Source organism: Kitasatospora sp. NPDC058063 (assembly GCF_042885395.1).
Lineage (GTDB): Bacteria > Actinomycetota > Actinomycetes > Streptomycetales > Streptomycetaceae > Kitasatospora > Kitasatospora lactacystinica.
The window spans coordinates 179,006-204,968 of the sequence record NZ_JBHVSD010000001.1 but is presented as its reverse complement, the minus strand read 5'-3'; the positions used below and the strand labels follow the sequence as shown (position 1 = coordinate 204,968).

The following is a 25,963-nucleotide window of genomic DNA, read 5'->3' as shown; positions in this document are numbered from 1 at the left end:
CCGCCAGCGGCTTCACCGAGCTTTGGGGAACCCTATGCACGGTCGAGAGGCTACGTCATCAGTCGTGCGTATGACAGTGGTCACGGCAGGTGGACCGAAGGGTTAGCGATCTTGAAACAGTCCGGAAACACGAGCCGCCGACCTGGGCCCGCACACCGCCGTGGGCGGGCCCGGACGGGCACCGCCGGGGCGGGCCCTGACGGCTCCGCCCCGGCGGGGGTTCGGTGGTGCTACCGGTCGGTGATCAGCTCACGTTCAGCGCGACGTCGTCGATCACGAAGCTGGTCTGCTGCGACGAGTCCTCGGTGCCGGTGAACTTGATGGTCACGGTCTGGCCGGCGAAGGAGGTCAGGTCCAGGGTGCGCTGGACGTAGCCCGCGGCGGCGTTCGCGTTGGAGTAGGTCGCCAGCGTGGTGCTGTTGGCCTGGACGGTCAGCTTGTCGTACGCGGTGGTGCCGGTCTCCGCGGTGTCGATGTGCAGCCAGAAGGTCAGCTTGGCGGAGGCGCAGCCGGCCGGGATCGAGACGGTCTGCGACATGGTGTCGGTGTGGGCCGAGCCGTAGCCGTTCAGCCAGGCCTTCCAGCTGCCCGAGTGGGCCGCCTGGGAGGAGCTGTTGTCGACCACGCCGCTGGAGGTGGTCCACGGGGAGGCGGTGCCGGTCTCGAAGCCGCCGTTGGTGACGAGCTGGGCGGCGGTGCAGCCGCCGGACGGCGGGGTGGTGCCGCCGCCGAGCAGGGCGGTGGTCAGCGCGTCGGCGACCGGGGAGCCCCAGCCGGTGACCTGGTCGTAGCCGGCCTTCGCGGAGAAGTCCTGGTTGGCGCCGGTGGTCACGTCGTGGAAGGTGCTGCCGTAGGCGCTGCTGTTCGCGACCGAGTACAGCCGCGGGCTCGCCTCGCCCAGGACCGGCTGCCCGGCGGTCTTGGCCTTCTGGTTGAACTGGGCCGCGTAGCCGGACCAGAGCGGCGCGGCGGCGCTGGTGCCGCCGTAGACCTGCCAGCCGCCGGCGGTGTAGATCGCGAAGCCGCTGGCCGGGTCGGCGTTGGAGGAGACGTCCGGGACGGTGCGCATGGTGCCGCTGACACCGGTGCCGGTCTGCCAGCTCGGCTTGGCGAACACGGTGGAGACGCCGCCGCCGGCGGTGCTCCAGGCGCTCTCCGAGGAGTAGGCGTTGCCGCTGGAGACCTTGAGGTTGGTGCCGCCGACGCCGGTCTGGTGCGGGCTGGAGGCCGGGAAGTCGACCGCCTTGACGGAGGAGCCGCTGGTCGAGCGGGTGCAGTCGCGGGAGCCGTCGTCGCCGGAGGCGGAGAAGATCGAGATGCCCTGGGCGGCGGCCTGCTTGAAGGCGTTGTCGACCGCGGTCATCGAGGAGGCGGTGGTGTCCGGCTCGCAGGAGCCCCAGGAGATCGAGACCACCGAGACCCTGTTGTCGGTCACGATCTTGTTGGCCATGTCGATCTCGCCCTGGTCGCTGTTGGGCGCCTCGTAGACCAGCTGGGTGGCCTTGGGTGCCGCGCCGCGGACGATCTCGCTGTCCAGCTCGACCTCGCCCTGGCCCTGGCCGGGGGCGGAGTCGTAGTTGGCGCCGTCCACCGAGACGGTGGAGACGGCCGGGCCGGACAGGCCGTACTGGGAGTCGTAGGTGGTCAGGTTCGAGGACTTGTAGCCGTCGAACTCCCACAGCGCGACCGTGGTGCCGGTGCCGTCCGCGCCGGTCCTGTTGAGGTTGTACGCGCCGGTGTACTGGGCCGGGGCCATGCCGCTCGGGGTGGCGGTGGCCGCGTTCGGGGTGATGGCGTTCGGCGTGGCGATGCGGTTCTTGCGCACCGCGTGGTTGTCCAGGCCGCTGATGCCCTGGACCACGGCGGCCAGGTCGGAGGGGATCGAGGCCGCGGCGTCGTTGGCGAAGAAGGCGCGCTGCAGCTGCGGGTCCAGGTACGAGCTCTCGTGGGTGCCGAAGGCCTGGGAGACCTGGGCGGCGGTGCCGTGGGCGTTGACCACCTGGCGGTTGGCGCTCACGTCGCCGACGGTCAGGCCCTGCTGGGCCAGGTACGTCCTGACCTGGTCGACGGCGGCCTGGGTCGGGCCGAACCGTGCGGTGAACTGCTCCGGCGTCAGGTAGTGGCCGTACTCCGCGGTGCCCGGGGTGGCGACGGCGGTGAGGAAGCGGTCCAGGGCGTCGGTGTCGCGCAGCTTCAGGCTGACGGACACCGCGATCTGCTGCTCGGCCGGAACGTCACCCTTCTTCTCCGAGTGGGCCACTGCGGGGTTCACGGTGTTCGGCAGGGCGACGCGCGGGGTGGCGTTGGGCGTGGCGGCCTGCGCGGTGGAGACACCGAGCGAGACGGCGGTCAGCGGCAGCACGGCTATCGCCGCGGCGAGGGCAAGGGAGCGGGGACGCAACGGATCCTCCTCTGGCCGGCTGTGGGGGCCGGCAAGGGGCCAGGCGTTCAGGGGGTCGAGAACGCTGGCTCGAACATGACAGAACCCGTGTGCGAATTGGCTCATGGCCGGGCAATTCGTTGCTAAAAAACAGTCAACTGTGGAGAGTGGGAAACCCGGCGGTTCCATACAGTGAATGACCGGGATTCCGGGTCCGGCCCGGACCGGACCGGTTCGGCCGATGGGGGCGGACGTAGAATCGGACCGAGCCGAGGGAGAGCCATGACCGATGCGCAGCCCGACCCGAGGGACCCGCGACCGCTGATCGGCGAGCCGCTCGCGCTCGACCTGCTCAACACCCGCTGGGCCGGAACGCCCGTCAACGATCTGCTCACCGACGTCGAGGGGTACGCGATCTGGCTCTCCTCCGCCGGGCTGGGCGGGCGCTGCGCGGCCGACGAGGCGGGCCTGGCGGCGATCCGGCAGACCCGCGAGGCGATCCTGTCGGCCGCCCGGGACGCCCGCGAGCAGGGCGAGTTGGGCGCCGCGGCGCGGGACGGACTGGACGCGGTGCTGGCGCGCGGACGGATCCGGCGCACGGCGGCACCGGGCGGGGCCGAGGACCGGATCGAGGCCGACGGGCCGCAGTGGCTGGCGCCCTGGCTGGCGGCGGACGGCTTCCTCGCGCTGCTCGGCGAGGGGGCCCACCGGGTCAGGCAGTGCGCGCACGAGGCGTGCATCCTGCACTTCTTCGACGCCTCGCAGAACGGCCGCCGGCGCTGGTGCCGGATGGCGGTGTGCGGGAACCGGGCGAAGGCGGCGCGGCACTATGTGAAGGCCCGCGGCTGACCGGCGGACCGGCGGGCTGACCGGCGGGCCGGAGCAGTGCGGGCGGGGGGGGGGGGGGCGGGGGGGGGCCCCCCCCCCCCCCCCCGCCCGCAGGACGGTCAGGCCGGGCTGCCCAGCCAGTCGGTGAGGGCGGTGCGGAGCTCGCCCTGGCCGGGGTCGACGGCGCCCCAGGCGACGTAGCCGTCCGGGCGGATCAGCAGGACGGTGTCGCGCAGCTTGCCGTGCGGGTCGGCGGGGGCGGCGCAGACCACGCGGTCGGTCCAGGGCTCGGCGGCGGCCAGCTCGTCATTGCTGACCAGGACGAACTTCCCGGCGCGCAGGGCCTCGTAGAGCCGCTCCGGGGCGGCGGGGGCGCCCTCGACGGGCTTGCTCAGGGCGGTCAGCCGCAGGTCCGGGACGCGCTTGCCGACCTGCGGGTGGGCGTCCTTGGGGGCCGGGTAGGAGATGCCGATGCCGGAGACCAGCCTGGCGCCGCGCTCGGTGACCGGGTCGAGGTGGCCGCCCAGCGCGGTCAGCGCCCCGCGCAGGGCGCGGGTGGGGGCGGACTCGGCGAGCGCCAGCCGGATCAGCGCGCCGGAGGTGCGCAGCACCGTCCGGCCGACCGGGTGCCGCTCGGTCTGGTAGGTGTCCAGCAGGGCGTCGGTGGCGTGGCCCCGGAGCGCGGCGGCGAGCTTCCAGGACAGGTTGGCGGCGTCCTGGAGGCCGGTGTTCATGCCCTGGCCGCCGGCCGGGGAGTGGCAGTGCGCGGCGTCGCCGGCCAGGAAGACCCGGCCGGAGCGGTAGTTGGGGGCCTGTCGCTCGTCGCTGTGGAAGGTGGAGCTCCAGCGCACCTCGTGCAGGCCGTAGTCCTCGCCGAGGATGGCCCGGGTGAGGTCGGTGAGCTGCTCGGTGGTGGGGGTGGTGCCGTCCGGGTACCGCTCCTCGCGGTCCCAGGCGATGATCCGGAACCAGCCGTCGCCGAACGGGGCGATGAAGGCGAAGCCGGCCTGGTTGGCGCCGACGGTGATCGCCTGGGTGGGCTCGCGGTCCAGCCGGACGTCGGCCAGCACCACCGAGTCGACCACGGACTCCCCGGGGAACGGGATGCCCAGCAGGTCGCGGACAGTGGAGTGGACGCCGTCGGTGGCGACCGCGTACGCGGCGCGGTGGCTGTGCCCGTCCCGGGTCTCCAGCGTCACGCCCTCGGCGTCCTGGTGCAGCCCGGTGACCTCGGCGCCGCGCAGCACGGTCGCGCCGGCGTGCTCCGCACGCTCCAGCAGCACCCGCTCGACGTTGTACTGCGGGGTGATCAGGACGAACGGGAACCGGGTGGGCAGCGAGCCGAGGTCGATGCCGAAGCGGTCGAACATCCTCAGTTCGGCGAGCGGACGGCCGGTGGCGATCAGCTCCTCGGCCAGGCCCCGGGCGTCCAGCAGCTCCAGGCTGCGGGCGTGCACGGCGAAGGCCCGGGTGAGGTTGGACTCGGCGGCCCGCTTCTCCAGCACCGTGACGCCGACCCCGGCGGCGGCGAGGTCGCCGGCCAGCAGCAGTCCGGTCGGTCCGGCACCGACGATCAGGACGTCGGTTTCGGTCGTCGGCTTCACGGCCATGTATTCAGCTCCCGTTCCTCGGAGGGCGGTCGGACGCCGTTCCCGGCGTTCTCCCAGCCTCCATCATCGCGGGCGCCGTCGGGGCTGTGAACCGCCGGGTCCCGGCGGTGGGCGACCGCCGGGACCCGGGCACGCGTCGAACGGCTCAGGCGTGCCGGCGGATCTCCACCGTGCGGAACCGGTTGGCGACGAACGCGCCGTCGCAGTAGGCCGCGTTGGCGGCCGGGTTGGCGCCGGTGCCGTGCAGGTCGGAGAAGGCGGCGGTCTGGTTGGGGTAGACCCCGCCGGTGAGGTTGAGCGAGAGCGAGACGCCGGAGTCCAGCGCGGCCTCGACCAGCAGCGCCTCCACCGCGGGCGAGGTGGTGTAGCCGGAGGCGGTCATGGCGCCCTTCTCGCGGACCGTGGTGCGCAGCAACTCGACGGCGGCGGCGGTGGATTCGACGGCGACGGCGAAGGAGACCGGGCCGAAGCACTCGCTGCGGAAGACCGCGCGGTCGTCCGGCTTGTCGGCGTCCAGCTTGACCAGGGCGGGGGTGCGGACGGTCGCGCCGGGGAAGTCCGGCGAGGTCACCGCGCGCGGGGCGAGGGCGAGTTCGCCGTACTCGCCGCCGGCCGCGGCGGCCGAGCGCTGGAGCACCCCGGGGTTGACCACGGCGCCGAGGATCGCCGCGGCGCGGGCGTCGTCGGACAGCAGGCCCTCGATGGCGCCGGCCAGGTCGGAGACCACCTGGTCGTAGGACTTGTCGCCCTGGTCGGTGGCGATGCCGCCGCGCGGGATCAGCACGTTCTGCGGGGTGGTGCACATCTGGCCGCTGTAGAGCGAGAGCGCGAAGGCCAGGTTGCCCAGCATGCCCTTGTAGTCGTCGGTGGAGTCGATCACCACCGCGTTGACGCCGGCCTTCTCGGTGTACACCTGCGCCTGCTTGGCGTGCTCCTCCAGCCAGTCGCCGAAGGCGGTGGAGCCGGTGTAGTCGATCAGCTTGATCGCCGGGTGGACGGCGAGCGCCTGGGCGACGGTGCCGCCCTCGTGCTCGGCGGCCAGGCAGACCAGATCGGCGTCGAAGCCGGCCTCGGCGAGCACCTCGCGGGCGATCCGCACGGTGAGTGCGAGCGGCAGCACGGCCCGCGGGTGCGGCTTGACCAGCACCGGGTTGCCGGTGGCCAGCGAGGCGAACAGGCCCGGGTAGCCGTTCCAGGTGGGGAAGGTGTTGCAGCCGATCAGCAGCGCGAGGCCGCGCGGGACGACGGTGAACTCCTTGGTCATCACCAGCGGGTCGCGCTTGCCCTGCGGCTTGGTCCAGCCGGCCTGCCGGGGCAGCCGGGTCTGCTCGGCGTAGGCGTAGGCGACGGCCTCCAGGCCGCGGTCCTGGGCGTGCGGGCCGCCGGCCTGGAAGGCCATGCCGTAGGCCTGGCCGGTGGTGTGCATGACGGCCTGGGCGAACTCGTGGGAGCGGGCGTTGATCCGGTGCAGGATCTCCAGGCAGACGGCGGCGCGCTCCAGCGGGGTCGCGGCGGCCCAGCCGGGGCGGGCGGCGGTGAGCGCGGCGATCAGCGCGTCCGGGGCGGCGTGCGGGTAGGTGATGCCCAGCTCGACGCCGTACGGGGAGGCCTCGCCGCCGACCTGGTCGCCGTCGGTGGGGTGGCCGTCGAGGGCGAAGGGCTTGCCGAGCAGGGCGTCGAAGGCGGCGTTGCCGTCCGCCGGGCCGCTCTCGCCGTAGGCCTTCGGGAACTCGGGGTAGGGCGACCAGTAGTCGCGCTCGGTGGCGGCGGTGAGCGCGGCGTCCAGGGTGGCCTGGTGGCGCTCGACCAGCTCGCTGACGAGGGGGTGGGTGACCGCTGCGGACATCTGTGCGCTCCTCGGAGGGCCTCGAAAAGCAGGACGGGACACGTCACAGAGTAACCGAACGATCGGTCGGCTCAAGGGGGTGCAGCGGGGGAATCCGGCGGGAACGCACAGGGGGCGCGTCCATGGCGGACGCGCCCCCGTGGGCTCGGGTGATCCGGGTCTACGGCACGCCGAGCTCGAAGAGGATGTACCCGGCGTACCAGCCGGAGGCGACCGCCCCGGTCCCCAGGACGGTGGCCAGCACCGGCAGGCTCAGCTTGCGCATCGCCACCGCCAGCGCGATGAACAGCGGGAACACGGGCATCAGGTAGCGCGAGACGTTGCCGAAGATGCCGAGGCTGCCGAGCACCGAGACGATCGTGGCCAGCGTGTAGGCGGTCAGCACCAGCGGCGGGCGCAGCCGGACCAGCAGCACGATCAGCACCGGCAGGCTGAACACGATCAGGGTGGCGAGGAGGTCCGGCACCGGGAAGCCGTAGGGGTAGTCGCTGCGGCCCAGCATCACGCCGCGGATCGCGTGCCAGGTGCCCTGGCCCCAGTCGAAGTAGTGCATCCAGGCGTCCTGCTGGATCCGGAAGTAGCCACCCCACTCGCCCGTCCGCCAGCCCACCCAGCCGACGTAGCCGAGCAGGCCGACCGGGGCCAGCACCATCGCGGTCAGCGGGCGCAGGACGCCGCTCTCCCGGCGGTACAGCTCGACGATCGCGGCCAGGCCGACGGCACCGATCAGGGCCGCGGAGGTGGGCCGGTTGAGCCCGGCGACCAGGGTGATCACCCCGGCCGCGATCCACTGCTTGGTCATCACGCAGTAGCAGGCCCAGGCGGCCAGCGCGACGAACAGCGAGTCCGAGTAGACGGCCCACTCGGCTCCCGACCCCGGGACGATCGCCCAGATGCCGGCCGCGATCACGCCCGAGCGCGCGTCTCCGGTGAGCTTCTCCACGACGGCGTAGATGCCGGCCGCGGCGAACAGCGAGGACACCACCGAGACGAGCATCCCGGCGCCGTACAGGCCGAGGCCGGTGGTCTCCGAGACCGTCCGCATCAGGCCCGGGTAGAGCGGGAAGAAGGCGGCCGAGTTCTGCTCGATGGTGTAGCCGATCGGACCGTTGGGGATCGGTACGAGCGCCGGGTGGTAGCCGAACTGCGCCACCTGCTGGTACCACCAGCCGTCCCAGGTGGCCAGCACGTCCCAGGGGTTGGCGCCGCCTCCGAACCGGGCCGGCTTCTTGGCGTAGTCACCGGCGAAGGAGAGCAGCTTCATGAAGACGGTGAAGCCGATCAGCTTCAGCACCGCGTAGCACCACACGGCCGGTCCGTAGCGGACCACCAGCCGGCGGCCGCGTTCCTGCCAGGTGCGCCCGGTGTCCGCCGGCTCCTCGCTGCGCTGCTCTGGCATGTCGGAGGCGACTGCCGGTATTGCGTTCATCAGCCGTGGACCCCAGTGCTCTGGACGTGGACGGATCGTCCGGAGATTCTAGGGCCTGCTTTTCCGGGTTGGTGTGGACCAGTCGGACCCGATCGCGTAACGCGGGGGGCGGCCGGGGATACTCGGAGGATGGCCGATCACACCACGCGCACCGCCTACACCGTGGAGTCACTGCTCGCGGTGACCGTCGACGTGTTCAACGAGCGCGGCTACGACGGGACCTCCATGGAGGACCTGTCCCGGGCGGCCGGGATCTCCAAGTCCTCCATCTACCACCACGTGCGCGGCAAGGAGGAACTGCTGCGGCTGGCGGTCGGGCGGGCGCTGGACGGGCTGTTCGCGATCCTGGTCGAGCCGGCCGCGGTCCGGGGCCCGGCGGTGGAGCGGCTGGAGCACGTGGTGCGGCGCACCGCGGAGGTGCTGCTGGAGGAACTGCCGTACGTGACGCTGCTGCTGCGGGTGCGCGGCAACACGGCCACCGAGCAGTGGGCGCTGGAGCGCCGGCGGGACTTCGACCATCAGGTGGCCGAGTTGCTGCGGGCGGCGGTCGCGGACGGCTCGCTGCGCGCGGACGTGGAGCCCAGGCTGGCCACCCGGCTGCTGTTCGGGATGATCAACTCGATCGTGGAGTGGTACCGGCCGGGGCTCAAGGCCGCCGACGGGGTCGCGGACGCGGTGGTCCACCTGGCCTTCGACGGGCTGCGGGCGCGCTGACCGGCCCGGCCCGCCGCGGCGGGCCGACCGGTGGGCCGGTCGGTGAGACCGGCGGGCCGGCCGGTGAGATCGGCGGCCCGAGCGGTCAGATCGGCGGCACCTGGTCGGTCTCCTCGAAGATCAGCATGGTCCGGGTGCCGAGCACCTGCGGAATGGACTGGATGCTGCCCAGCACCAGCTCCCGCAGGGCCTGGTTGTCGGCGGTGTGCACCAGCAGCAGGACGTCGAAGTCCCCGCCGACCAGCGCGATGTGCGCCACCCCGGGCAACTCCAGCAGCCGTTCGCGCACCGTCCGCCAGGAGTTCTGGACGATTTTCAGGGTGACGTACGCGGACGCGGTCTGACCTGCCCGTTCGTGGTCCACCCTGGCAGTGAAGCCGCGGATGATGCCGTCCTCGACCATTCTGGAGATCCGGGCGTACGCGTTGGCCCGGGACACGTGCACCCGCTCGGCCACCGAGCGGATGGAGGCGCGACCGTCCTGCTGCAGCAGCCGAAGGATCGACCGGTCGACCTGATCGAGTCTGGACATCTGTTCAGCAGACATGACCCCCCACCCCCACCGATTGGACACACTGCCACCAGTCGACCGCCGAACAGGCCGAATGTCCACCACCTTGTCACGCTTCTGGTCAAGATGAACAGACGACCGAACAATCGGTAGGGAGCCCCCGCCACCCCTGGAGGTGCCCCGAGATGACCGTTCTCGACCACAGACACCACACGAGCGTGCCCGGCTGGCTGCCCGGGGCCACCGCTCCGCGCACCGACCCGGCGCCCCTCCTCCCGGACCCGTCCCCCGTCCGGGCGCTCGGCACCCCGGCCATGGAGAAGTACGACCCGGCCCTGCTGCGCGAGCTCTACCGCCGGCTGGTCGTCGGCCGCCGCTACAACCAGCAGGCCACCACCCTGACCAAGCAGGGCAGGCTCGCCGTCTACCCGGCGTCCACCGGCCAGGAGGCCTGCCAGGTCGCCGCCGCGCTGGTGCTCGGCGAGCACGACTGGCTCTTCCCCAGCTACCGCGACACCCTCGCGGTGGTCTCCCGGGGCGTCGACCCCCTGGAGGCGCTGACCCTGCTGCGCGGCAACGCCCACACCGGCTACGACCCGCGGGCCAGCCGCACCGCCCCGCTCTGCACCCCGCTCGCCACCCAGGCCCCGCACGCCGTCGGGCTGGCGCACGCCGCCCGGCTGCGCGGCGAGCCGGTGGTCGCGCTGGCGATGCTCGGCGACGGCGGCACCAGCGAGGGCGACTTCCACGAGGCGCTGAACTTCGCGGCCGTGCTCGGCGCCCCGGTGGTCTTCCTGGTGCAGAACAACGGCTATGCGATCTCCGTCCCGCTCAGCGCCCAGTCCGCCGCACCGAGCCTGGCCCACAAGGCCGTCGGCTACGGCATGGCGGGCCGGCTGGTGGACGGCAACGACGCGCCCGCCGTGCACTCGGTGCTGACCGAGGCGGTCGAGCGGGCCCGGGCCGGCGGCGGCCCGACCCTGGTCGAGGCGCTGACCTACCGGATCGACGCCCACACCAACGCCGACGACGCCACCCGCTACCGCACCGAGCCCGAGGTGGCCGCCTGGCGCGAGCACGACCCGATCCTGCTGATGGAGCGCGCGCTGCGCGGGCTCGGCGTGCTGGACGACCGGCTGGTACGGGAGGCGGCCGACGAGGCCGAGGCGCTGGCGGCCCGGATGCGGGCCGAGTTCCACGCCGACCCGGCCCTGGACCCGATGGCGCTGTTCGCCCACGTCTTCGCCGAACCGACCCCACAGCTACGAGAGCAGGCAGCCCAGTTGGCCGAAGAGCTGGCCGCCGAGGCGGAGGTGGCGGACCGGTGAGCACCTCCCACCCGTCGCCCGCGCCCACCCTCGGCCGGGCCTCCCCCGGCCTCCGGCCGGGGGGACCCCCATCGCGGCGCCCCTCCGACGCCCGCCCGTCGAGCATGGCCCAGGCGCTCAACTCCGCGCTGCGGGACGCCATGCGCGAGGACCCGGCGGTGCACGTGCTCGGCGAGGACGTCGGCGCGCTCGGCGGCGTCTTCCGGATCACCGACGGGCTCACCGCCGAGTTCGGCCCGGAGCGCTGCCTGGACACCCCGCTGGCCGAGGCCGGCATCCTCGGCACCGCGATCGGCATGGCGATGTACGGGCTGCGCCCGGTCGTCGAGATGCAGTTCGACGCCTTCGCCTACCCGGCGCTGGAGCAGCTGTTCTCGCACGTCGCCAAGATGCGCAACCGCACGGCCGGCAGGCTGCCGCTGCCGATCACCGTCCGCATCCCGTACGGCGGCGGCATCGGCGGCGTCGAGCACCACAGCGACGCCTCCGAGGCGTACTACACCAGCACCCCCGGCCTGCACGTGGTCACGCCGGGGACGGTGGCCGACGCGTACGGGCTGCTGCGCGCCTCGATCGCCTCCGACGACCCGGTGGTCTTCCTGGAGCCCAAGCGGCTCTACTGGGGCAGGGCCGACTTCGACCCGGCGACGCCGGTCGAGCCGATCGGCCGGGCGGTGCTGCGGCGCACCGGCACCTCCGCCGTGCTGATCACCTACGGCCCCTCGCTGCCGGTCTGCCTGGAGGCGGCCGAGACGGCGAAGGCCGAGGGCTGGGACCTCGCGGTGCTGGACCTGCGCACCCTGGTGCCCTTCGACGACGAGACGGTCTGCCGGGTGGTGCGCTCGCTCGGCCGGGCCGTGGTGGTGCACGAGGCGAGCGGCTTCGGCGGCACCGGCGCGGAGATCGCCGCCCGGGTCACCGAGCGCTGCTTCCACCACCTGGCCGCGCCCGTGCTGCGGGTCACCGGCTTCGACATCCCGTACCCGCCGCCGATGCTGGAGCACCACCACCTGCCCGGGGTGGACCGGATCCTGGACGCGGTCGCCCGGCTCCAGTGGGAGGACCGAGGATGATGCCCGTCGTGCGCGAGTTCCGGCTGCCCGACCTCGGTGAGGGTCTCACCGGGGCGGAGGTGGTGCGCTGGATGGTCGAGGTCGGCGAGGTGATCGCCGTCGACCAGCCGGTGGTGGAGGTGGAGACCGCCAAGGCCGTGGTGGAGGTGCCCTGCCCGTACGGCGGGGTGGTCACCGCGCGGTACGGCGAGGTGGGCGAGGAGATCGCCGTGGGCGCGCCGCTGGTGACGGTCGCGGTGGCGCCGTCGTCGGGGAGCGGTCCGCTGGCTCCGGACGAGCCGGGCGTCGTCGCCGCTCCCGCGGCCTCCGAGGTGGAGCGGCCGCTGGTCGGGTTCGGCGTCGCCGAGCCGGGCCGGGGCGGGCGCCGGCGCCGGGTCGGGGGGCCGGCCGCGGTGCCGGCCGCGGTCGTGGCCGGTGGCGGTGCCGCTGCTGGTGCTCCGGCGGGTGCTGCGGCCGGTACGCCGGCGGGCGCGGTGGCCGGTGCTGCGGCCGCTGCGGTGGCCGTGCGGGTTCCGGCGGAGCGGACCGGGCCCGCGGTGGTGCCGGTGATCTCGCCGCTGGTGCGGCGGCTGGCCCGGGAGCAGGGGGTCGACCTGACCGCGCTCGCCGGGAGCGGGCCGGACGGACTGATCATGCGTGCGGACGTCGAACGGGCAGTCGCGGCCAGGGTGGCCGCTCCGGCGCCCGCCGGGCCGGCCGTGCGGGACGGTGTGGTGCCGCTGCGCGGACTGCGCAAGGCGGTGGCCGAGAAGCTGAGCCGCAGCCACCGGGAGATCCCGGCGGCGACCTGCTGGGTGGATGCGGATGCCACCGGACTCATGGCGCTGCGAAGGCAGTTGAACGCCACGCCGGGGCCGAAGGTGAGCGTGCTGGCGCTGCTGGCGCGGATCTGCACCGTCGCGCTGGCGCGCTTCCCGGAGCTCAACTCCTCGGTGACCGAGGACGGTTCGGGCATCCTCCGGCATTCGGCAGTGCACCTGGGCTTCGCCGCGCAGGGCGAGCGCGGGCTGGTCGTCCCGGTGGTCCGGGACGCGCAGAACCGCAGCACCGAACAACTCGGCGAGGAGCTGGCCCGGTTGACCGAAGCGGCGCGCGGCGGTGCGCTCACCCCGGCCGAACTGACGGGCGGCACCTTCACGTTGAACAACTACGGGGTGTTCGGCGTGGACGGCTCCACCCCGATCCTCAACCACCCGGAGGCGGCGATGCTCGGGGTCGGCCGGATCGTGGCCAAACCCTGGGTCCACCAGGGGGAGTTGGCGGTGCGCGAGGTGACCCAGCTGTCGTTCACCTTCGACCACCGGGTCTGCGACGGCGGGACGGCGGGCGGCTTCCTGCGGTTCGTCGCCGACTGCGTGGAGCAGCCGGGGATGCTGCTGCGACAGCTCTGATCCCGGCCGCCGAAAGGGGCGGACATGGTCGCCCTGGGTGCGCGGAGGGGCACCCAGGGCGACCGCGGACCGGGGAGAGTAGCGCGTCCCCGGCCCGGATGTCCGGGCTTCGCGCGATTCGTCGGAGGAGCGCTCCGGCCGTGCCACGCTGCCCTGGCGCCAGTAGGGACAAGCCGAGTGGTGGCGCAGCCGGCCGGAGGCGAAACGATTCTCTTGGGTACTCGAAACGTAGCGGTGAAGTCCCGCGGGACAGTCCTGGTCCGCACCGGACACGGCTCGGCGGGGGCCGCCTCCGTCCCGGGCCTGCCGACGGGTGCGCCCGGGCGCACCCCGGCGCGGGAGGTGGCACGGGAGGTGGCCGTCCGGCCGCCGACGCCGCTGGACCCGCTGAACCCGCTGGACCTGCCGCCCCTGGCGGCCGCGGAGGCGCCGACGGCGGTGCTGCCGCCGGTGTCGCTGCTGGAGCCCGTCCGGCCGGTGATCCCGGCCCGGCCGCCGCACCCCCCGGCCGTGCCCGCCACCGGCCCCGCTTCCGGTTCCGGCGCCGCGCCCGGTTCCGGCCCCGTCCTCGCTCCGGACCCCACTCCCTTCCGCCCGCTGTTCGTCGACGCGCCCGGCCTCAACTGGGCCGGGCCGGGCGATCGGTGGAGCGAGGCCTGGGGCGTGCGGACCTCCGTCGGGCAGCTCCCGGCCGCACCGCCCGCCGTCGCGCTCCCCGCTGCCGGGCTCCCCGCCGTCGGCCTTCCCGCTGCCGGCCAGGACGGGACCGCCTGCCGCCCGCCGCTCACCAGCCGGGAGGTCGCGCTGGTCCGGGCCGGCCTCGCCGCCGTCGGGCCGGACGCCGACCGGGCCACCGCGCACTTCTTCGCGCTGCTCTTCCTGCGCCACCCCGAGCTCCGCCCCTCCTTCCCCGCCGCCATGGACGTCCACCGCGACCGGCTGTTCCGCATCCTGCTGGCCGTCGTGCGCGAGATCGACCAGCCGGTGGCCCTGCGCGCCACGCTGACCGGGCTCGGCCGGGACCACCGTCGGTACGGCACGCTGACCGGGCACGACGCCGCGGTGGAGGAGTGCCTGGTGGCGACGCTGGCCCGGTACGCGGGCGGCCGCTGGGACGCCGAGGCCGAATCGGCCTGGCGCCGCGCCTACCGGATGATCTCCTCGGCCGTGATCGAGGCCGCCGAGGAGGACGCCCGCACCTCGCCGCCCTGGTGGCAGGGCGAGATCGTCCGGCACGAGCGCCGCACCCGGGACGTCGCGGCGATCACCGTCCGCCCGGACCAGGCGTACCCGTTCCGGGCCGGGCAGTACGCCGCTCTGGAGACGCCCTGGTGGCCGAGGGTCTGGCGGCAGTACTCCTTCGCCGGTGCGCCCCGCCCGGACGGGCTGCTGACCTTCCACGTCAAGGCCGTCCAGGCGGGCTGGGTGAGCAACGCGCTGGTCCACCGGGCCGCGCCCGGGGACGTGCTGCGGCTCGGCCCGGCGGCCGGCTCGATGACCGTCGACCACGCGGCGGGACCGGACCTGCTCTGCCTCGGCGGGGGCACCGGCATCGCGCCGATCCGCGCCCTGGTCGAGGAGGCGGTCGAGCACGGCGCGCCCGGCCGCCGGGTCGAGGTGTTCTACGGCGCCCGTCGGGCCGAGGAGCTGTACGCGCTGGGCGAGCTGCGCGAACTGGCCGCGCGGAACCGGTGGCTGACGGTCAGTCCGGTGCTGTCCGGCGGCGCCCCGGCGGGTGTCCTGCTGCCCGGGGGCCTGCTGCCCGGCGGGCCGCTGACCGGCGAACTGCCCGAGGTGGTGAGCCGGTTCGGCCCGTGGACCGGGCGCGAGGCGGTGCTCAGCGGGCCGCCCGCGATGGTGCGCACGGGCGTCGGGGCGCTGCTGCGGGCCGGGGTGCCGGCCGAGCGGATCCGGCACGACCCGGTCGGCGACCCGACTGCGGGTTGATCACCCGAGGTCGGGTGCGAGGAGCGCGCGGATGCCCTCGATGTTGGCCGCCAGGTACGCCCGCAGCCGGGGCGGGACCACGTTGACCGAGGTGACGCCCTCGCGGGTGAACGGCAGCCGGACCACCTCGTACTCGCCGTTGGGGTCGGTCACTTCGGGCCCGTGCCGCCGGCTGAGGTCCATCGAGGCGAGCCGGCAGACGAAGAAGTGCTGCACCTTGACCCCGTGCGGGTGCGGCAGGGTGCCGTCGTCGACGGCGGTCCCCCCGGCCGGTGGCTGGGGCAGGGGGTGGCTGATGGTGTCGACGAAGGCGGGCACCACGTCCACGACCTTGCCGCCGAGCTCCTCGTCCACCTCGCGGTGCAGCGCCTCGACCACCGTCCGGTCCTCGCGCTCGACCCCGCCGCCGGGGGTGATCCAGTACGGGTGCGGCGAGTCCGGCCGGACCCGCCGGATCAGCACGATCGACGCCGGGCCGTACGGATCGTCCGGGTCGAGTTCCAGCAGGATCGCCCGCGCGGTGCGCTTCACGACGGGGCGCGGTGGCGGAGTGCGGTTCTCGGGGCCCATGGCCACCTCCGGGACTGGCGCGTTGTGCGGGATTCTCCCGCGCCGGGGCGGGGGCGAAACCCGGGGAACAGGGTGAAACGCACCGGGAACGGGTCGAAACGCCGACCCGGTCGGGTGCATCCGTTCGGGGCCCCGCTGTGCTGCAATGAGCAGCTATCGGGCAAATCGGAGGTTTCGCTCCGCATGCCCGTTCTGGGCACGGACCTGTACGAGGGACTCGGGCTGGGGGTTGGGTGGCATGGATCGGATCGCACGGCCTTTCGGGAGGACGCAGCCGTTCGGGAAGGCACAGCCCTGCGGGACGTCGCGGCCGTCCGAGCGGACGCGGCCGTTCGGGGTCGCCCGGGGGCCCGGGACCGCGCGGGAGTCCGGGGCGGCCGTCCCGATCGCCATCGGCCCGGTGGCCGCCACCACGGCCCTGTCGCTCCCGGTCGGCCGGGCCGACCGGCTGGGGCCCGCCGCCCGCCAACTGCGGCGCGGGGTGGGGGCGATGAGCCCGGCGTTCATCTCCTGACACCACTTGGTCCGGACCAGCTCCGGCTCGTTCACCATTTGAAAAAGCACACCTTGTCCGCTACATCCCCAAACGGGACGATGATGATCGAACGTGGATTGGTTGCATAAACCGTCACAAAAACCGTCGAAAACATGTCCGGCCGCCATCGGACCAGCAGACCGACGGCGCGGGCAGAACGAGAGGTACTGGCGCCATGCAGCACAGCACAGTCCAGGGTCACCTGGTGATGAACCTCGTGGTCTCGCACGAGCTCTCCTTCCGCCTCCCGGTGGACCTGGCGTACGAGGCCGACGATCCGTACGCCGTCCGGCTCACCTTCCACCTCCCCGGAGACGCCCCGGTCACCTGGTACTTCGCGCGGGAGCTGCTGCTCGACGGGATCAGCGGGCCGGCGGGCGAGGGCGACGTGCACATCCGCCCGGTCGGCGAGGAGCTCTCGGAGGTCCGCATCGTGCTGCGCTCCCCCGACGGCGACGCCCTGCTGTGCGCGTCGTCCGCGCCGCTGATCGCCTTCCTGGCGCGCACCGACCGGCTGGTCCCGATGGGGCAGGAGTTCACCGGGCGGGACATCGACGCCCAGCTCGCCGACCTGCTCAAGGGGCGCGAGAACGCGGGGTGAGCGGTCCGGCGCCGGCAGGCCGCGCGGCGAGAACGGCGAAGGGGCCCGTACCCGGTGGAACACCCGGGTGCGGGCCCCTTTCGGCTGTCCGCGCGCCGCCGGTCAGTCGTCGTCCAGGGCCAGGTGCAGGCCCCACGAGACCAGGCTGATGATCAGCGAACCGACCAGGGCGGAAACGAAGTTGGTCACGTGGAAGTCCAGGCTCAGCTTCCCGGAGGCCCAGGAGGTGAGCAGGAGCATCAGAGCGTTGATCACGAAGGTGATCAGACCCAGCGTGAGGATGAACAGGGGGAGCGAGAACAGCTTGACCACCGGCTTGATCAGCCAGTTCACCACGCCGAACACGACGGCGACGCCGAGCACCGTCAGCGCCTTGTGCTGCCAGTCCGCGTTGCCCTCGGCGAGTTGGATGCCGCTGACGATCCAGGCGGCGACCCAGATGGCCGCCGCGTTGATCAGTGTCTTGATGACGAAACCCTTCATGCCGCCCAAGCCTGACAGGTACCCCCGTCCCGGCGGAACCACCGGACGGCGGGGTGGTGTTGAATGCCCCTGGTCCGGGAGGTGGACGGACGGGCCCGGGAACGAGGGAGGACGGTGGCGGTGAAGATCTTCCGGCTGGACGGACTGGACGCCGAACGGGCGGCCAACGACGGTGCGTACCTGCGGTTCCTGCGCGAACCGCGGATGTCCGCCGGGCTGTACGCGCTCGCCCCCGGCGACACCGACACCCAGACCGCGCACGACCAGGACGAGATCTACCAGGTGATCAGCGGCCGGGCCGAGCTGACCGTCGGCGCCGAGACCGCCACGGTCGGTCGCGGCACCGTGGTGTACGTGCCGGCCGGCACCCCGCACCGGTTCCACCACATCACCGAGGAGCTGCGCGTCCTGGTGGTGTTCTCCCCGCCGGAGGACTGAGCGCCCCGCCGGTTAGGGTCGGCGTCATGAGCACCAAGACGCTGACCGAAGAACTCTGGGCGGCCATCGAGCCGGTGTACGCCGAGATCCTCGCCCACCCCTTCCTGGCCGGGCTCACCGACGGCACCCTGCCGCGCGCGGCCTTCCGCCACTTCGTCGTCCAGGACTCGCACTACCTGCGCGACTACGCCCGCGCGCTCGCCGTCTGCGCCGCCAAGGCGCCCGGCGAGCAGGACGTCCGGGCCTTCGCCGACGACGCGGTCGGCGCGCTCGCCGCCGAGCAGGGCATGCACGCCGAGTTCCTGACGGCTTTCGGCGGCAGCGCCGAGGAGGCCGCCGCCGAGCCCGTGCTGCCCACCACCCGGGCCTACACCAGCTACCTGCTGGCCACCGTCTACGGCGGCTCCTTCGCCGAGGCGGTCGGCGCGGTGCTGCCCTGCTACTGGATCTACGCCCGGGTCGGCGAGGCGCTGCTCGCCCAGGGCTCGCCCGACCCGCTGTACGCCAAGTGGATCGCCACCTACGGCGACGAGGCCTTCCAGTCGGTGGTCCGCCGGGTGCTGGCGCTCACCGACCGGCTCGGTGAGGAGCTGTCCGCGGCCGAGCGCCGCAAGGTGGTCGAGCACTTCGTGACCACCTCGCGCTACGAGTGGATGTTCTGGGACGCCGCCTGGCGCGGAGAGCGCTGGCCGGTCTGAGGCCGCGCGGGTGCGTCCGCCGGTCGTCCGCCCGCCGTCCAGGTGCCGTACGGCGACGGGCGGACGACGGGCGGGCGCTGCCGGGACGGCGGGCGGTGCCGGGTCAGCCGGTGACGAAGTAGCCGGTCAGGTCGGCGACGACGTTCACCGGGCCGCCGTGGTTGAAGACCGAGTAGGTGCCCCCGCCAGTGACCCCGGTGGTCACCGAGTTGGCGACGGTCTGCCCGGGTTCGACGTTCACGGTGGAGGTGTTCGGCGGCAGGCCCCCGCCCGGGAACACCGTGAGGTGGCCGGAGTCGGTGACGTCGGTGATCGTGACGTTGGCCTCGACACCCAGCACGTTCGGGACCGAGCCGTCCGCGGGCACGGCCTGGACCGCGGTGGTCGCCCCCCGCTGGAGCTTGCCACCGGTGATCCGGGTGTCGAGGTTGCGGACCGGCGTCGTGAGCGCGCTGAAGAGCCCGGTGCCGGACGGGCCGTAGTAGCCGACCACGTCCACGATCACGTGCACCCAGCCGGCGCGGTTGTAGATGTCGATCTTCCCGTCCGCCCCGACCGGCACCACGACCTGGTTCGCGACCGTCGATCCCACCGGGAAGTTGACGTTCGAGCCGTTGGCGGGCCGCTGCGTTCCGCTCGGGTACGCGGTCAGGAAGCTGTCCCAGGAACCGTCCGTGGTGGTGACGTTGAGGACCACGGCCTTCGCGTCCGCGGTGCCCAGCTCCGGGCGGGCCACCTGGTACGTGCGCACCGCGTCGCCGCCGAGCCGGCCGGTGCCGTCGCTGCGGCTGTCGGCGATCCGGGTCGGGGTCAGCGGGCCGTACTTGTCGGTCGCCGCGGTCCGGTAGTACCCGACCACGTCGAGCACGACATGGGCGGTGCCCGCGTTGTTGTAGACGTTGATCCACGGGGCGCCCCGACCGACCGGACCGACCGCGATCGTGACCAGGTTGGAGATGGTCTGGCCGGCCTTGAAGTTGATGCTGGAGGTGGCGGGCTTGGTGCCGGCCGGGCCGGCCTTGGCGGCGAGCGTGACGAAGCCGTCGGCGGTCGGGTCGGTCACGGTGAGGTTGACCACCACGGCCGTGGCGTCGGTCGGCACGGCGGAGCCGCAGTACATCGGCGGGTGGTTGCCGCAGCGCTGCGAGACCGGGGTGCTGTAGTACTCGCCTTCCTTGAGCGGTCCGAAGTGGTCGTGCGACGGAGTCTGGTCGTAGGAGCGGGTGTCCAGGATCCGGGTCGGGGACATCCCGACGAACCCGGCCGGTGCGGTCACGTCGGCGGCGGCGGTCACGGCCGCCGGTGCCGCGCTCGCCGGGACCGCGGCGAGGGCCGCGACGGTCAGGTTGAGCGCCGCGAGAGCGGCTGTGGACATGGCTGTTCTGGCCCGCATGATCAGGTTCCCCCCTGGTCGATGGCACCGGACGGGCGTTCTCCCGGCACTGGTTGGACGCTTGGGAACGCCGGGGGTTGTACGCCGCCGGACGAATTCTCGGGGGTCACCCGGGGGGTCGGGCTCGGGGTGATCTCGGGGTTCTCTCCGGGCCGTTGGGCCTCGTTCCGGCACTCGCGCCACCGTACGATCGAAGTACCGAAAGCAAGCGGGATGCGGCACCGGACGGCGGCCGACCCGAGGGGAGAAGAGGAACCGACATGGCTGAGCTCTGGAAGTCGCTGCCCTCCTGGGTGCGCAACATCGTCATCCCGGTGCTGGTCCTGGTGCTGGCCTGGAACATCGTCGCCTTCGTGTTCGGCGTCGTCGGCGCCCTGCTCTCGATCGTGATCAAGCTGCTGGTGGTGGTCGGCATCGCCGCCGCCGTGGTGGTCCTGGTGAAGAAGGCTGCCAAGAGCTGACCCACCACCCCGTAACGCCGCCCTGAGGCCCGGCCCCCCTACGAGAGGGGGGACCGGGCCTCGGCCGTTCTCCGGTATCCGATCGGCTACTGGTTGCGGTAGTAGCCGAAGAGGTCGACGACGACGTCGGTCGTGCCGGCGTTGTTGGCGATGTCGAACCGGCCCCCGGAGCCGACCGGGACGGTGGCGTGGTTGGGGACGTCCAGCCCGGGGGTGGCGTTGAGGTTGCTGGTGCCGGGCTTGTCCGTTCCGGTGGCCCACGCGGTCAGGTGGGTGGCCCCGGTGGTCCCGGTCGCCGTCAGGTTGACCACCGCGGCGGTCGCACCGGCGGGCACGCCGTCGACCGTACGGCGGTCGAACGGGCCGAACGGAGTGCTGTTCCGCGAGTCCATCAGGCGGGTCGGCACGACCGGCGTGAACAGGCCCTTGCCGTCCGGGCTGTAGTAGCCGAAGACGTCGACCACCAGGTGCGAACTGGAGGCGTTGGTGAAGATCTCGACGCTTCCGTCCGCGCCCAGCGGGACCACCACCTGGTTGGGGATGTCCCGGCCCGGGGCGGTGTTGAGGTTGGAGCCGGCCGCGGGGCGCTGGGTCCCGCCCGGGTAGACCGCGACGAAGCCCGGCGAGGCGGACTCGGTGGCCGTCACGTTGAGCACCGCCGAGGTGGCGCCCGCCGGGACGCCGCCGGTCCCGGCGATCTGCAGGCGCCGCGGCGCGCCCGCGACCAGCGGGGTGGCGTCGGACCGGGTGTCGAGCAGCCGGGCCGGGGCGACGGAGGTGAAGCGGCCCGTGCTGTCCGTCGTGAAGTAGCCGAGGACGTCGGCGACGGTGTGCACATAGCCCGCGTTGTTGCGCACCACCACCGTGCCGTTCGGGCCGACCGGCACGGTCACCAGGTTGGCGACATCCTGGCCGGGGCCGAAGTTCAGGTTCGAGGCGTTCGACCGGGCGGGTGTCGTGGAGACGTCCAGGTGGCTGTCGGCGGTGGCCTCGGTCGCGGTCAGGTTGAGCACGACGGCCGTGGCGCCCGGGGGCACCAGGGTGCCGGCCGAACCGGAGACCCGGTTGCGGACGTCCAGGTCCATGGTCTCGCCGGGGCCGAGCCGCGGGTAGCGGCTGCCGGGCGCGCGGGTGTCCAGGATGCGGGTCGGGGCGATCGCGGTGTAGCCGGCCGGGGTGTAGTCGACGGTGACGGGCTGCTCGTTGGTCCTGGTGGAGCCGAACTCGTCGGTGACGGTCAGTCGTACGGTGTAGGTGCCTGGCTTGGCGTACACGTGGCGCTCGGTGGAGCTTTTCTCCCACGGAGTGGACGTGCCGTCGCCGAAGTTGTAGGTGTAACCGGTGATCCGCGGTGGACCGTAGGTGAGCACCTCCACTTTCACCGCCAGGGGGTCGGAGTCCTTCTCAGGGGTCACTGAGAGCAGGGTGTTGAGGGTGCCCGTGACCTCGTACGCGCCGCGGTCGCGGAACCCACCGTCCGGGCCGGTGTTGGCAACGTCCTCATAGTCGAATGCGCCGTGACTGAGCAGATCGACGGTCGGAACGCCGGGCACCTGGGGACCGGCGGAGTCGATGACGCTGCCGAGGTGCCAGCCGCTGATGGCGGCCCTGGGGACCGACAGCGGCCAGTAGTCCTCGTCGAACTGCACGTTACTGTTCGTCTCGTGCCGGCCCTGGCCGGTCGCGGCTCGCAAATCCTCGGCGAGCCGATAGTCCGCGTCGGCCCAACTGTAGGTGGGGTAGAACTCGACAGCGGGGGACGACACGGTGTTGTAGTCGAGGGTGGTCCCTTCGACCGAGCCGGCGGACACCCGGACGGTTCCGCGGTCCACGACGTTGTTGGTGATCGTCGCGTGGTCCGAGGAACCCGCCAGGTCGATGGCGGCCAGGGCGCTCCAGCGCGTGGTGTTGTTGGTGACGACCGTGCCCGGCGCGTCGGTCAACGAGACGGACGACCCCCCGAACGTGGAGGCGAAGTCGTTGCCGGCGATCACCGTCCCGGCGATACCGGGGCCGACCTTCACACCACCGGTGGTGCCGCGAACGAACGAGCGCTCGATGCGCACGTGGTCGCTGGCGCCGGTGACGGCGACGGCCGGACGGACGATCTTGTCGTCCCGCTGCTCGATCCAGTTGCCGGAGAGCTCGACCCGGCTGACGCCGTCGAGCTCGAAGTGTGTGACGTCGAAGCCGGAGAACACGACGTCGTGCTGGCCGGATATCGTCACCGGCTGCCGCAGCGGTCCGGCGATGACCGGGAAGGTCGACGTCCTGCCCGGAAGGGACGGCAGCTTGCCGATGCGGCCGGTGCCGCGGAAGGTGATCGGCTTGCCGGGCTCGCCGGAGCGCCGGACGGTCACGTCCTCGGGGTAGGTGCCGGGCGCGACCTCCACGGTCTGGCCCGGCAGTACCCGGTCGGCGGCGGCCTGGACGGTGCAGAGCGGCTGGGCCTGGGTGCCCGGGCCGCTGTCCTTGCAGAGACCGCCCTGGACGTAGAGGACGGCGGCCGGCTCGGCCGCGGCCGCGGGCAGTGGCAGGCCCACCACCGCGGAGACCACGGCGGCGCTCAGGCCGGCCGCGTGACGGATGCGCACGGTGCATTTCCCCCAAAAGTTGTCAAAGCCGTGAAACCCCTGAGCGGGCGCCGATCCGGTTGGGCCGTGCACGCCCTGATGGAGTGTCTGCGGAGTATCGGTGAGCATTATGGGGGCGGGGTGGGACAGGTCCGGCCGCGGGGCCCGGTCGGTGCGGCCGACCGGGCGGGGTGGGGCGCTCTGGACCTGCGGCGATCGGCTCGCTACGGTGTTGGGCGTCGTGTGCAGGCAACACCGCCTGCGACGCGGGAGCTCGGAGCACCGGGCTGAGAGGACGCTGACCGGGACGTCGACGGACGGACCGACGGCTGCGTCGACCGCAGGAACCTGACCGGGTAATGCCGGCGTAGGGAGTAGAGGTCAGATGACCACGTTCGAAGCACAGCCGCAGTCTGCCCAGGGCGCCCCCAGCAGCGAGCGCACCGGCTACCCGACCCCGGCCTGGCGCAAGGCCTACCGCGAGGGGTCGCGCCCCGACCTGCGCGTTCCGTACCGCGAGGTGCGGCTCAGCAACGGCGGGTCCGTCCCGCTGTACGACACCTCCGGCCCGTACACCGACCCGTCCTTCGAGCCCGATGTGCGGCGCGGCCTGCCCGCCCTGCGGGACGCCTGGATCCGCCAGCGCGGCGACGTCGAGGAGTACGACGGCCGCGAGCCGCGCCCCGAGGACGACGGGATCAAGCACACCTCGCCGCGCGGCGGGAACCTGCGCAACCTGGACGCCGTCTTCCCCGGTCGGCCGCGTCGCCCGCTGCGTGGCCGCGATGGCGCCGCCGTCACCCAACTCGCCTACGCCAAGCGGGGCGTGGTGACGCCGGAGATGGAGTTCGTGGCGCTGCGCGAGGGCCTGGCGCCGGAGTACGTGCGTGCCGAGGTGGCCCGCGGCCGGGCCGTCATCCCGGTCAACGTGAACCACCCGGAGGTGGAGCCGGCCGTCATCGGCACCAACTTCCTGGTGAAGATCAACGCCAACATTGGCAACTCCGCCGTGACCTCCTCGATCGAGGAGGAGGTGGAGAAGATGACCTGGGCCACCCGCTGGGGCGCGGACACCGTCATGGACCTCTCCACCGGCCGCAACATCCACACCACCCGCGAGTGGATCCTGCGCAACTCCCCGGTGCCGATCGGCACCGTGCCGCTCTACCAGGCCCTGGAGAAGGTGGACGGCAGGGCCGAGGAGCTGAGCTGGGAGGTCTACCGGGACACGATCGTCGAGCAGTGCGAGCAGGGCGTCGACTACATGACCGTCCACGCCGGCGTGCTGCTGCGCTACGTCCCGCTCACCGCGCGCCGCAAGACCGGCATCGTCTCGCGCGGCGGCTCGATCATGGCGGCCTGGTGTCTGGCCCACCACCAGGAGAACTTCCTCTACACCAACTTCGAGGAGCTCTGCGAGATCCTCGCGAGCTACGACGTCACCTTCTCGCTCGGCGACGGTCTGCGCCCGGGCTCGATCGCGGACGCCAACGACGAGGCGCAGTTCGCCGAGCTGAAGACCCTCGGCGAGCTCGGCCGGATCGCCCGTGAGCACGACGTCCAGGTGATGATCGAGGGCCCGGGCCACGTCCCGATGAACAAGATCAAGGAGAACATGGATCTCCAGAAGGAGATCTGCGACGAGGCGCCGTTCTACACCCTCGGCCCGCTGACCACGGACGTCGCCCCCGGCTACGACCACATCACCTCGGGCATCGGCGCGGCGATGATCGCCTGGTGGGGCACCGCGATGCTCTGCTACGTGACGCCCAAGGAGCACCTGGGCCTGCCCAACCGGGACGACGTCAAGACCGGTGTGATCACCTACAAGATCGCCGCCCACGCCGCCGACCTGGCCAAGGGCCACCCCGGTGCCCAGGCCTGGGACGACGCCCTCTCCGACGCCCGCTTCGAGTTCCGCTGGGAGGACCAGTTCAACCTGGCCCTCGACCCGGAGACCGCCCGCGCCTTCCACGACGAGACCCTCCCCGCCGAGCCCGCCAAGACCGCGCACTTCTGCTCGATGTGCGGCCCGAAGTTCTGCTCGATGAAGATCTCCCAGAAGATCCGCGACGAGCACGGCGACGGTTCCACCGCCGTGGACACCGAGTTCGACGCCGAGGCCCTGGCGGGCATGGCCGAGAAGTCCGCCGAGTTCGCGGCCCAGGGCAACAAGGTCTACCTGCCCCTGGTCGACTGACCCGGGACACCTGAGCGCCGCCCCGATCACCTCGGGGCGGCGCTTCGCCGTCCTCGCCGTCCTCGCCGTCCTCGGCTACTTCTCGGCGTCGCCGAAGACCATGCGGTGTCCGCGCGCGGTGTCCATGTACTCACGGACGCGGTGGATCAGCCCGTCACGGAGTTCGAAGACCAGGCAGTAGTCATTGGCGTAGTGATTGCCGTTGGCGAGCGTCGCGGTCATGGTCTCCTCCACGATCACGCGCTCGCCGTCGGCGTGGAAACCGTGGAAGGTGACGTCGACGTCCCTGGCGAACAGGCGGGGGAAGTCCTCGGCGAGGAAGCGCGTGATCACCTCCCTGCCGACCATGTGACTGGGACAGCCCAGCGCGGTGGCCGTCGCGTTTCCCGGAGGTGCCAGCCACTCTGCGTCCTCGGTGAAGACCGCGGAGATCTGATCGGCGTCGTGGCCGGCGAACGCCTTCCAGGCGGCCCGGACGATGTCGTGGCTGCTCATCGAGCCGAGGTCGGGACGGACGCCGGTCCGGGCGCGGCCGATGAAGCGGCCTCCAGCGTGCGGCGGATCACCGCCGAACCGTGCTCGACGGACTCGGCGATCGGTGCGGCCAGGGCGTCGGGCAGGACATCGGTGTGCCACACGAATCTCGTCCGGCCGCCGGCCTCCGGAAGCGCCTGCATGGACGCGTGGTGGTGGGACGGATGGAGGCTGCCGCCGACGACCGTGTAGGCGACCCGCATCGCCTCGTGGTCGAGGTCGACGAGCCGTTCGAACACGATCGTGCCATCGGCGAAGGTGACGGTGCGCGTGTCCGAGCTCAACCGGGTGTCGGTGACGAACCCGGGCGCCAGCCGCTCGTGCACCGCGCCGTAGTCGCTGAGCACCGACCACACCGCCTCGGGGCGGGCGTCGATGACGATTTCCTTGTGGATCGAGGCCATGGGTGATCGACTCCTC

Annotated in this window: 22 protein-coding genes and 1 riboswitch; of the genes, 11 read left to right on the top strand and 11 right to left on the bottom strand. The window is 72.7% G+C overall.

Going from position 1 to position 25,963, the window contains the following annotated elements:
- Window positions 1-244 precede the first annotated feature (244 nt).
- The gene (locus tag ACFVUY_RS01010; RefSeq protein WP_387726525.1) at window positions 245-2,401 is read right to left on the bottom strand and encodes a protease pro-enzyme activation domain-containing protein; all 2,157 of its coding nucleotides are present in this window, start codon (window positions 2,399-2,401) and stop codon (window positions 245-247) included.
- 261 nt (window positions 2,402-2,662) lie between these two features.
- Here ACFVUY_RS01010 and ACFVUY_RS01005 point away from each other — a divergent pair, with 261 nt between their 5' ends.
- Window positions 2,663-3,229, top strand: a complete 567-nt coding sequence (locus ACFVUY_RS01005) for a CGNR zinc finger domain-containing protein (protein WP_387694030.1) — start codon at window positions 2,663-2,665, stop codon at window positions 3,227-3,229.
- Between the two features lie 98 nt (window positions 3,230-3,327).
- On the opposite strand, the gene ACFVUY_RS01000 is transcribed toward ACFVUY_RS01005, so the two are convergent.
- The 3 genes from ACFVUY_RS01000 to ACFVUY_RS00990 form a co-directional block, all read right to left on the bottom strand.
- Window positions 3,328-4,818 carry an FAD-dependent monooxygenase gene (locus ACFVUY_RS01000; RefSeq protein WP_387726522.1) on the bottom strand — a complete coding sequence of 497 codons (1,491 nt, stop codon included), beginning with the start codon at window positions 4,816-4,818 and terminating at the stop codon, window positions 3,328-3,330.
- A gap of 145 nt (window positions 4,819-4,963) precedes the next feature.
- Complete coding sequence (gene paaN, locus ACFVUY_RS00995) at window positions 4,964-6,664, bottom strand: phenylacetic acid degradation protein PaaN (RefSeq protein WP_387726519.1); 1,701 nt, start codon at window positions 6,662-6,664, stop codon at window positions 4,964-4,966.
- A 160-nt stretch (window positions 6,665-6,824) separates the two neighbouring features.
- Window positions 6,825-8,063, bottom strand: a complete 1,239-nt coding sequence (locus ACFVUY_RS00990; protein ID WP_387726516.1) for a hypothetical protein — start codon at window positions 8,061-8,063, stop codon at window positions 6,825-6,827.
- Window positions 8,064-8,222: 159 nt separating this feature from the next.
- Between ACFVUY_RS00990 and ACFVUY_RS00985 the strand changes: the two genes are divergently transcribed.
- Window positions 8,223-8,807 (top strand): TetR/AcrR family transcriptional regulator, encoded by a 585-nt coding sequence (locus tag ACFVUY_RS00985; protein WP_387694027.1) that lies wholly within the window; start codon window positions 8,223-8,225, stop codon window positions 8,805-8,807.
- A gap of 85 nt (window positions 8,808-8,892) precedes the next feature.
- On the opposite strand, the gene ACFVUY_RS00980 is transcribed toward ACFVUY_RS00985, so the two are convergent.
- Window positions 8,893-9,339 (bottom strand): Lrp/AsnC family transcriptional regulator, encoded by a 447-nt coding sequence (locus ACFVUY_RS00980; RefSeq protein ID WP_380634174.1) that lies wholly within the window; start codon window positions 9,337-9,339, stop codon window positions 8,893-8,895.
- Window positions 9,340-9,503: 164 nt separating this feature from the next.
- On the opposite strand from ACFVUY_RS00980, the gene ACFVUY_RS00975 reads away from it, so the two are divergent.
- The 4 genes from ACFVUY_RS00975 to ACFVUY_RS00960 all read left to right on the top strand — a co-directional run bounded on the left by ACFVUY_RS00975 (window position 9,504) and on the right by ACFVUY_RS00960 (window position 15,057).
- Window positions 9,504-10,646, top strand: a complete 1,143-nt coding sequence (locus ACFVUY_RS00975; RefSeq protein WP_387726513.1) for a thiamine pyrophosphate-dependent dehydrogenase E1 component subunit alpha — start codon at window positions 9,504-9,506, stop codon at window positions 10,644-10,646.
- A gap of 104 nt (window positions 10,647-10,750) precedes the next feature.
- Window positions 10,751-11,719 carry an alpha-ketoacid dehydrogenase subunit beta gene (locus tag ACFVUY_RS00970; RefSeq protein ID WP_380545877.1) on the top strand — a complete coding sequence of 323 codons (969 nt, stop codon included), beginning with the start codon at window positions 10,751-10,753 and terminating at the stop codon, window positions 11,717-11,719.
- Window positions 11,719-13,110 (top strand): dihydrolipoamide acetyltransferase family protein, encoded by a 1,392-nt coding sequence (locus tag ACFVUY_RS00965; RefSeq protein WP_387727067.1) that lies wholly within the window; start codon window positions 11,719-11,721, stop codon window positions 13,108-13,110. The genes ACFVUY_RS00970 and ACFVUY_RS00965 overlap by 1 nt, the downstream gene beginning before the upstream one ends.
- Before the next feature lie 234 nt (window positions 13,111-13,344).
- The gene (locus ACFVUY_RS00960) at window positions 13,345-15,057 is read left to right on the top strand and encodes a globin domain-containing protein (RefSeq protein WP_387726510.1); all 1,713 of its coding nucleotides are present in this window, start codon (window positions 13,345-13,347) and stop codon (window positions 15,055-15,057) included.
- On the opposite strand, the gene ACFVUY_RS00955 is transcribed toward ACFVUY_RS00960, so the two are convergent.
- The gene (locus tag ACFVUY_RS00955; RefSeq protein ID WP_387694024.1) at window positions 15,058-15,627 is read right to left on the bottom strand and encodes an NUDIX domain-containing protein; all 570 of its coding nucleotides are present in this window, start codon (window positions 15,625-15,627) and stop codon (window positions 15,058-15,060) included.
- A 710-nt stretch (window positions 15,628-16,337) separates the two neighbouring features.
- On the opposite strand from ACFVUY_RS00955, the gene ACFVUY_RS00950 reads away from it, so the two are divergent.
- The gene (locus tag ACFVUY_RS00950; RefSeq protein ID WP_387726507.1) at window positions 16,338-16,763 is read left to right on the top strand and encodes an SsgA family sporulation/cell division regulator; all 426 of its coding nucleotides are present in this window, start codon (window positions 16,338-16,340) and stop codon (window positions 16,761-16,763) included.
- A gap of 102 nt (window positions 16,764-16,865) precedes the next feature.
- Here the strand turns inward: ACFVUY_RS00950 and ACFVUY_RS00945 are convergent, their stop codons facing one another.
- Window positions 16,866-17,246, bottom strand: coding sequence for a phage holin family protein (locus tag ACFVUY_RS00945; protein ID WP_359905187.1), 381 nt, complete (start codon window positions 17,244-17,246; stop codon window positions 16,866-16,868).
- Window positions 17,247-17,366: 120 nt separating this feature from the next.
- Here ACFVUY_RS00945 and ACFVUY_RS00940 point away from each other — a divergent pair, with 120 nt between their 5' ends.
- On the top strand, window positions 17,367-17,684 hold the full coding sequence (locus ACFVUY_RS00940; protein ID WP_387694046.1) for a cupin domain-containing protein: 318 nt from the start codon (window positions 17,367-17,369) through the stop codon (window positions 17,682-17,684).
- Between the two features lie 26 nt (window positions 17,685-17,710).
- A complete protein-coding gene (tenA, locus tag ACFVUY_RS00935) occupies window positions 17,711-18,382 on the top strand; it encodes a thiaminase II (RefSeq protein ID WP_387694022.1) in 672 nt (223 codons plus the stop codon).
- A gap of 103 nt (window positions 18,383-18,485) precedes the next feature.
- On the opposite strand, the gene ACFVUY_RS00930 is transcribed toward tenA, so the two are convergent.
- Window positions 18,486-19,757 carry a hypothetical protein gene (locus ACFVUY_RS00930; RefSeq protein ID WP_387726504.1) on the bottom strand — a complete coding sequence of 424 codons (1,272 nt, stop codon included), beginning with the start codon at window positions 19,755-19,757 and terminating at the stop codon, window positions 18,486-18,488.
- Window positions 19,758-20,035: 278 nt separating this feature from the next.
- On the opposite strand from ACFVUY_RS00930, the gene ACFVUY_RS00925 reads away from it, so the two are divergent.
- The gene (locus ACFVUY_RS00925) at window positions 20,036-20,236 is read left to right on the top strand and encodes a DUF5326 family protein (protein ID WP_049653234.1); all 201 of its coding nucleotides are present in this window, start codon (window positions 20,036-20,038) and stop codon (window positions 20,234-20,236) included.
- A gap of 86 nt (window positions 20,237-20,322) precedes the next feature.
- Here the strand turns inward: ACFVUY_RS00925 and ACFVUY_RS00920 are convergent, their stop codons facing one another.
- The gene (locus tag ACFVUY_RS00920) at window positions 20,323-22,830 is read right to left on the bottom strand and encodes a PKD domain-containing protein (protein ID WP_387726501.1); all 2,508 of its coding nucleotides are present in this window, start codon (window positions 22,828-22,830) and stop codon (window positions 20,323-20,325) included.
- Between the two features lie 235 nt (window positions 22,831-23,065).
- A riboswitch (TPP riboswitch) is annotated at window positions 23,066-23,200 on the top strand.
- Between ACFVUY_RS00920 and thiC the strand changes: the two genes are divergently transcribed.
- Window positions 23,195-25,009 carry a phosphomethylpyrimidine synthase ThiC gene (gene thiC, locus ACFVUY_RS00915; RefSeq protein WP_387694019.1) on the top strand — a complete coding sequence of 605 codons (1,815 nt, stop codon included), beginning with the start codon at window positions 23,195-23,197 and terminating at the stop codon, window positions 25,007-25,009. Its footprint overlaps the riboswitch before it by 6 nt.
- Window positions 25,010-25,084: 75 nt before the next feature.
- Here the strand turns inward: thiC and ACFVUY_RS00910 are convergent, their stop codons facing one another.
- Window positions 25,085-25,504 (bottom strand): nuclear transport factor 2 family protein, encoded by a 420-nt coding sequence (locus ACFVUY_RS00910; protein WP_387694018.1) that lies wholly within the window; start codon window positions 25,502-25,504, stop codon window positions 25,085-25,087.
- Window positions 25,501-25,947: an SRPBCC family protein gene (locus ACFVUY_RS00905; RefSeq protein ID WP_387726498.1), complete on the bottom strand. Its 447-nt coding sequence runs from the start codon at window positions 25,945-25,947 to the stop codon at window positions 25,501-25,503. The genes ACFVUY_RS00910 and ACFVUY_RS00905 overlap by 4 nt, the downstream gene beginning before the upstream one ends.
- Window positions 25,948-25,963 lie beyond the last annotated feature (16 nt).

Coding starts and splice junctions, on each gene's coding strand:
- ACFVUY_RS00925 (WP_049653234.1), top strand. CDS start 20,036: ATGGCTGAGCTCTGGAAGTCGCTGCCCTCCTGGGTGCGCAACATCGTC.
- paaN (WP_387726519.1), bottom strand. CDS start 6,664: ATGTCCGCAGCGGTCACCCACCCCCTCGTCAGCGAGCTGGTCGAGCGC.
- ACFVUY_RS00985 (WP_387694027.1), top strand. CDS start 8,223: ATGGCCGATCACACCACGCGCACCGCCTACACCGTGGAGTCACTGCTC.
- ACFVUY_RS00990 (WP_387726516.1), bottom strand. CDS start 8,063: ATGCCAGAGCAGCGCAGCGAGGAGCCGGCGGACACCGGGCGCACCTGG.
- ACFVUY_RS00980 (WP_380634174.1), bottom strand. CDS start 9,339: ATGTCCAGACTCGATCAGGTCGACCGGTCGATCCTTCGGCTGCTGCAG.
- ACFVUY_RS00950 (WP_387726507.1), top strand. CDS start 16,338: ATGCAGCACAGCACAGTCCAGGGTCACCTGGTGATGAACCTCGTGGTC.
- thiC (WP_387694019.1), top strand. CDS start 23,195: ATGACCACGTTCGAAGCACAGCCGCAGTCTGCCCAGGGCGCCCCCAGC.
- ACFVUY_RS00945 (WP_359905187.1), bottom strand. CDS start 17,246: ATGAAGGGTTTCGTCATCAAGACACTGATCAACGCGGCGGCCATCTGG.
- ACFVUY_RS00905 (WP_387726498.1), bottom strand. CDS start 25,947: ATGGCCTCGATCCACAAGGAAATCGTCATCGACGCCCGCCCCGAGGCG.
- ACFVUY_RS00930 (WP_387726504.1), bottom strand. CDS start 19,757: ATGTCCACAGCCGCTCTCGCGGCGCTCAACCTGACCGTCGCGGCCCTC.
- ACFVUY_RS00955 (WP_387694024.1), bottom strand. CDS start 15,627: ATGGGCCCCGAGAACCGCACTCCGCCACCGCGCCCCGTCGTGAAGCGC.
- ACFVUY_RS00965 (WP_387727067.1), top strand. CDS start 11,719: ATGCCCGTCGTGCGCGAGTTCCGGCTGCCCGACCTCGGTGAGGGTCTC.
- ACFVUY_RS01000 (WP_387726522.1), bottom strand. CDS start 4,818: ATGGCCGTGAAGCCGACGACCGAAACCGACGTCCTGATCGTCGGTGCC.
- ACFVUY_RS00975 (WP_387726513.1), top strand. CDS start 9,504: ATGACCGTTCTCGACCACAGACACCACACGAGCGTGCCCGGCTGGCTG.
- tenA (WP_387694022.1), top strand. CDS start 17,711: ATGAGCACCAAGACGCTGACCGAAGAACTCTGGGCGGCCATCGAGCCG.
- ACFVUY_RS01005 (WP_387694030.1), top strand. CDS start 2,663: ATGACCGATGCGCAGCCCGACCCGAGGGACCCGCGACCGCTGATCGGC.
- ACFVUY_RS00910 (WP_387694018.1), bottom strand. CDS start 25,504: ATGAGCAGCCACGACATCGTCCGGGCCGCCTGGAAGGCGTTCGCCGGC.
- ACFVUY_RS00970 (WP_380545877.1), top strand. CDS start 10,751: ATGGCCCAGGCGCTCAACTCCGCGCTGCGGGACGCCATGCGCGAGGAC.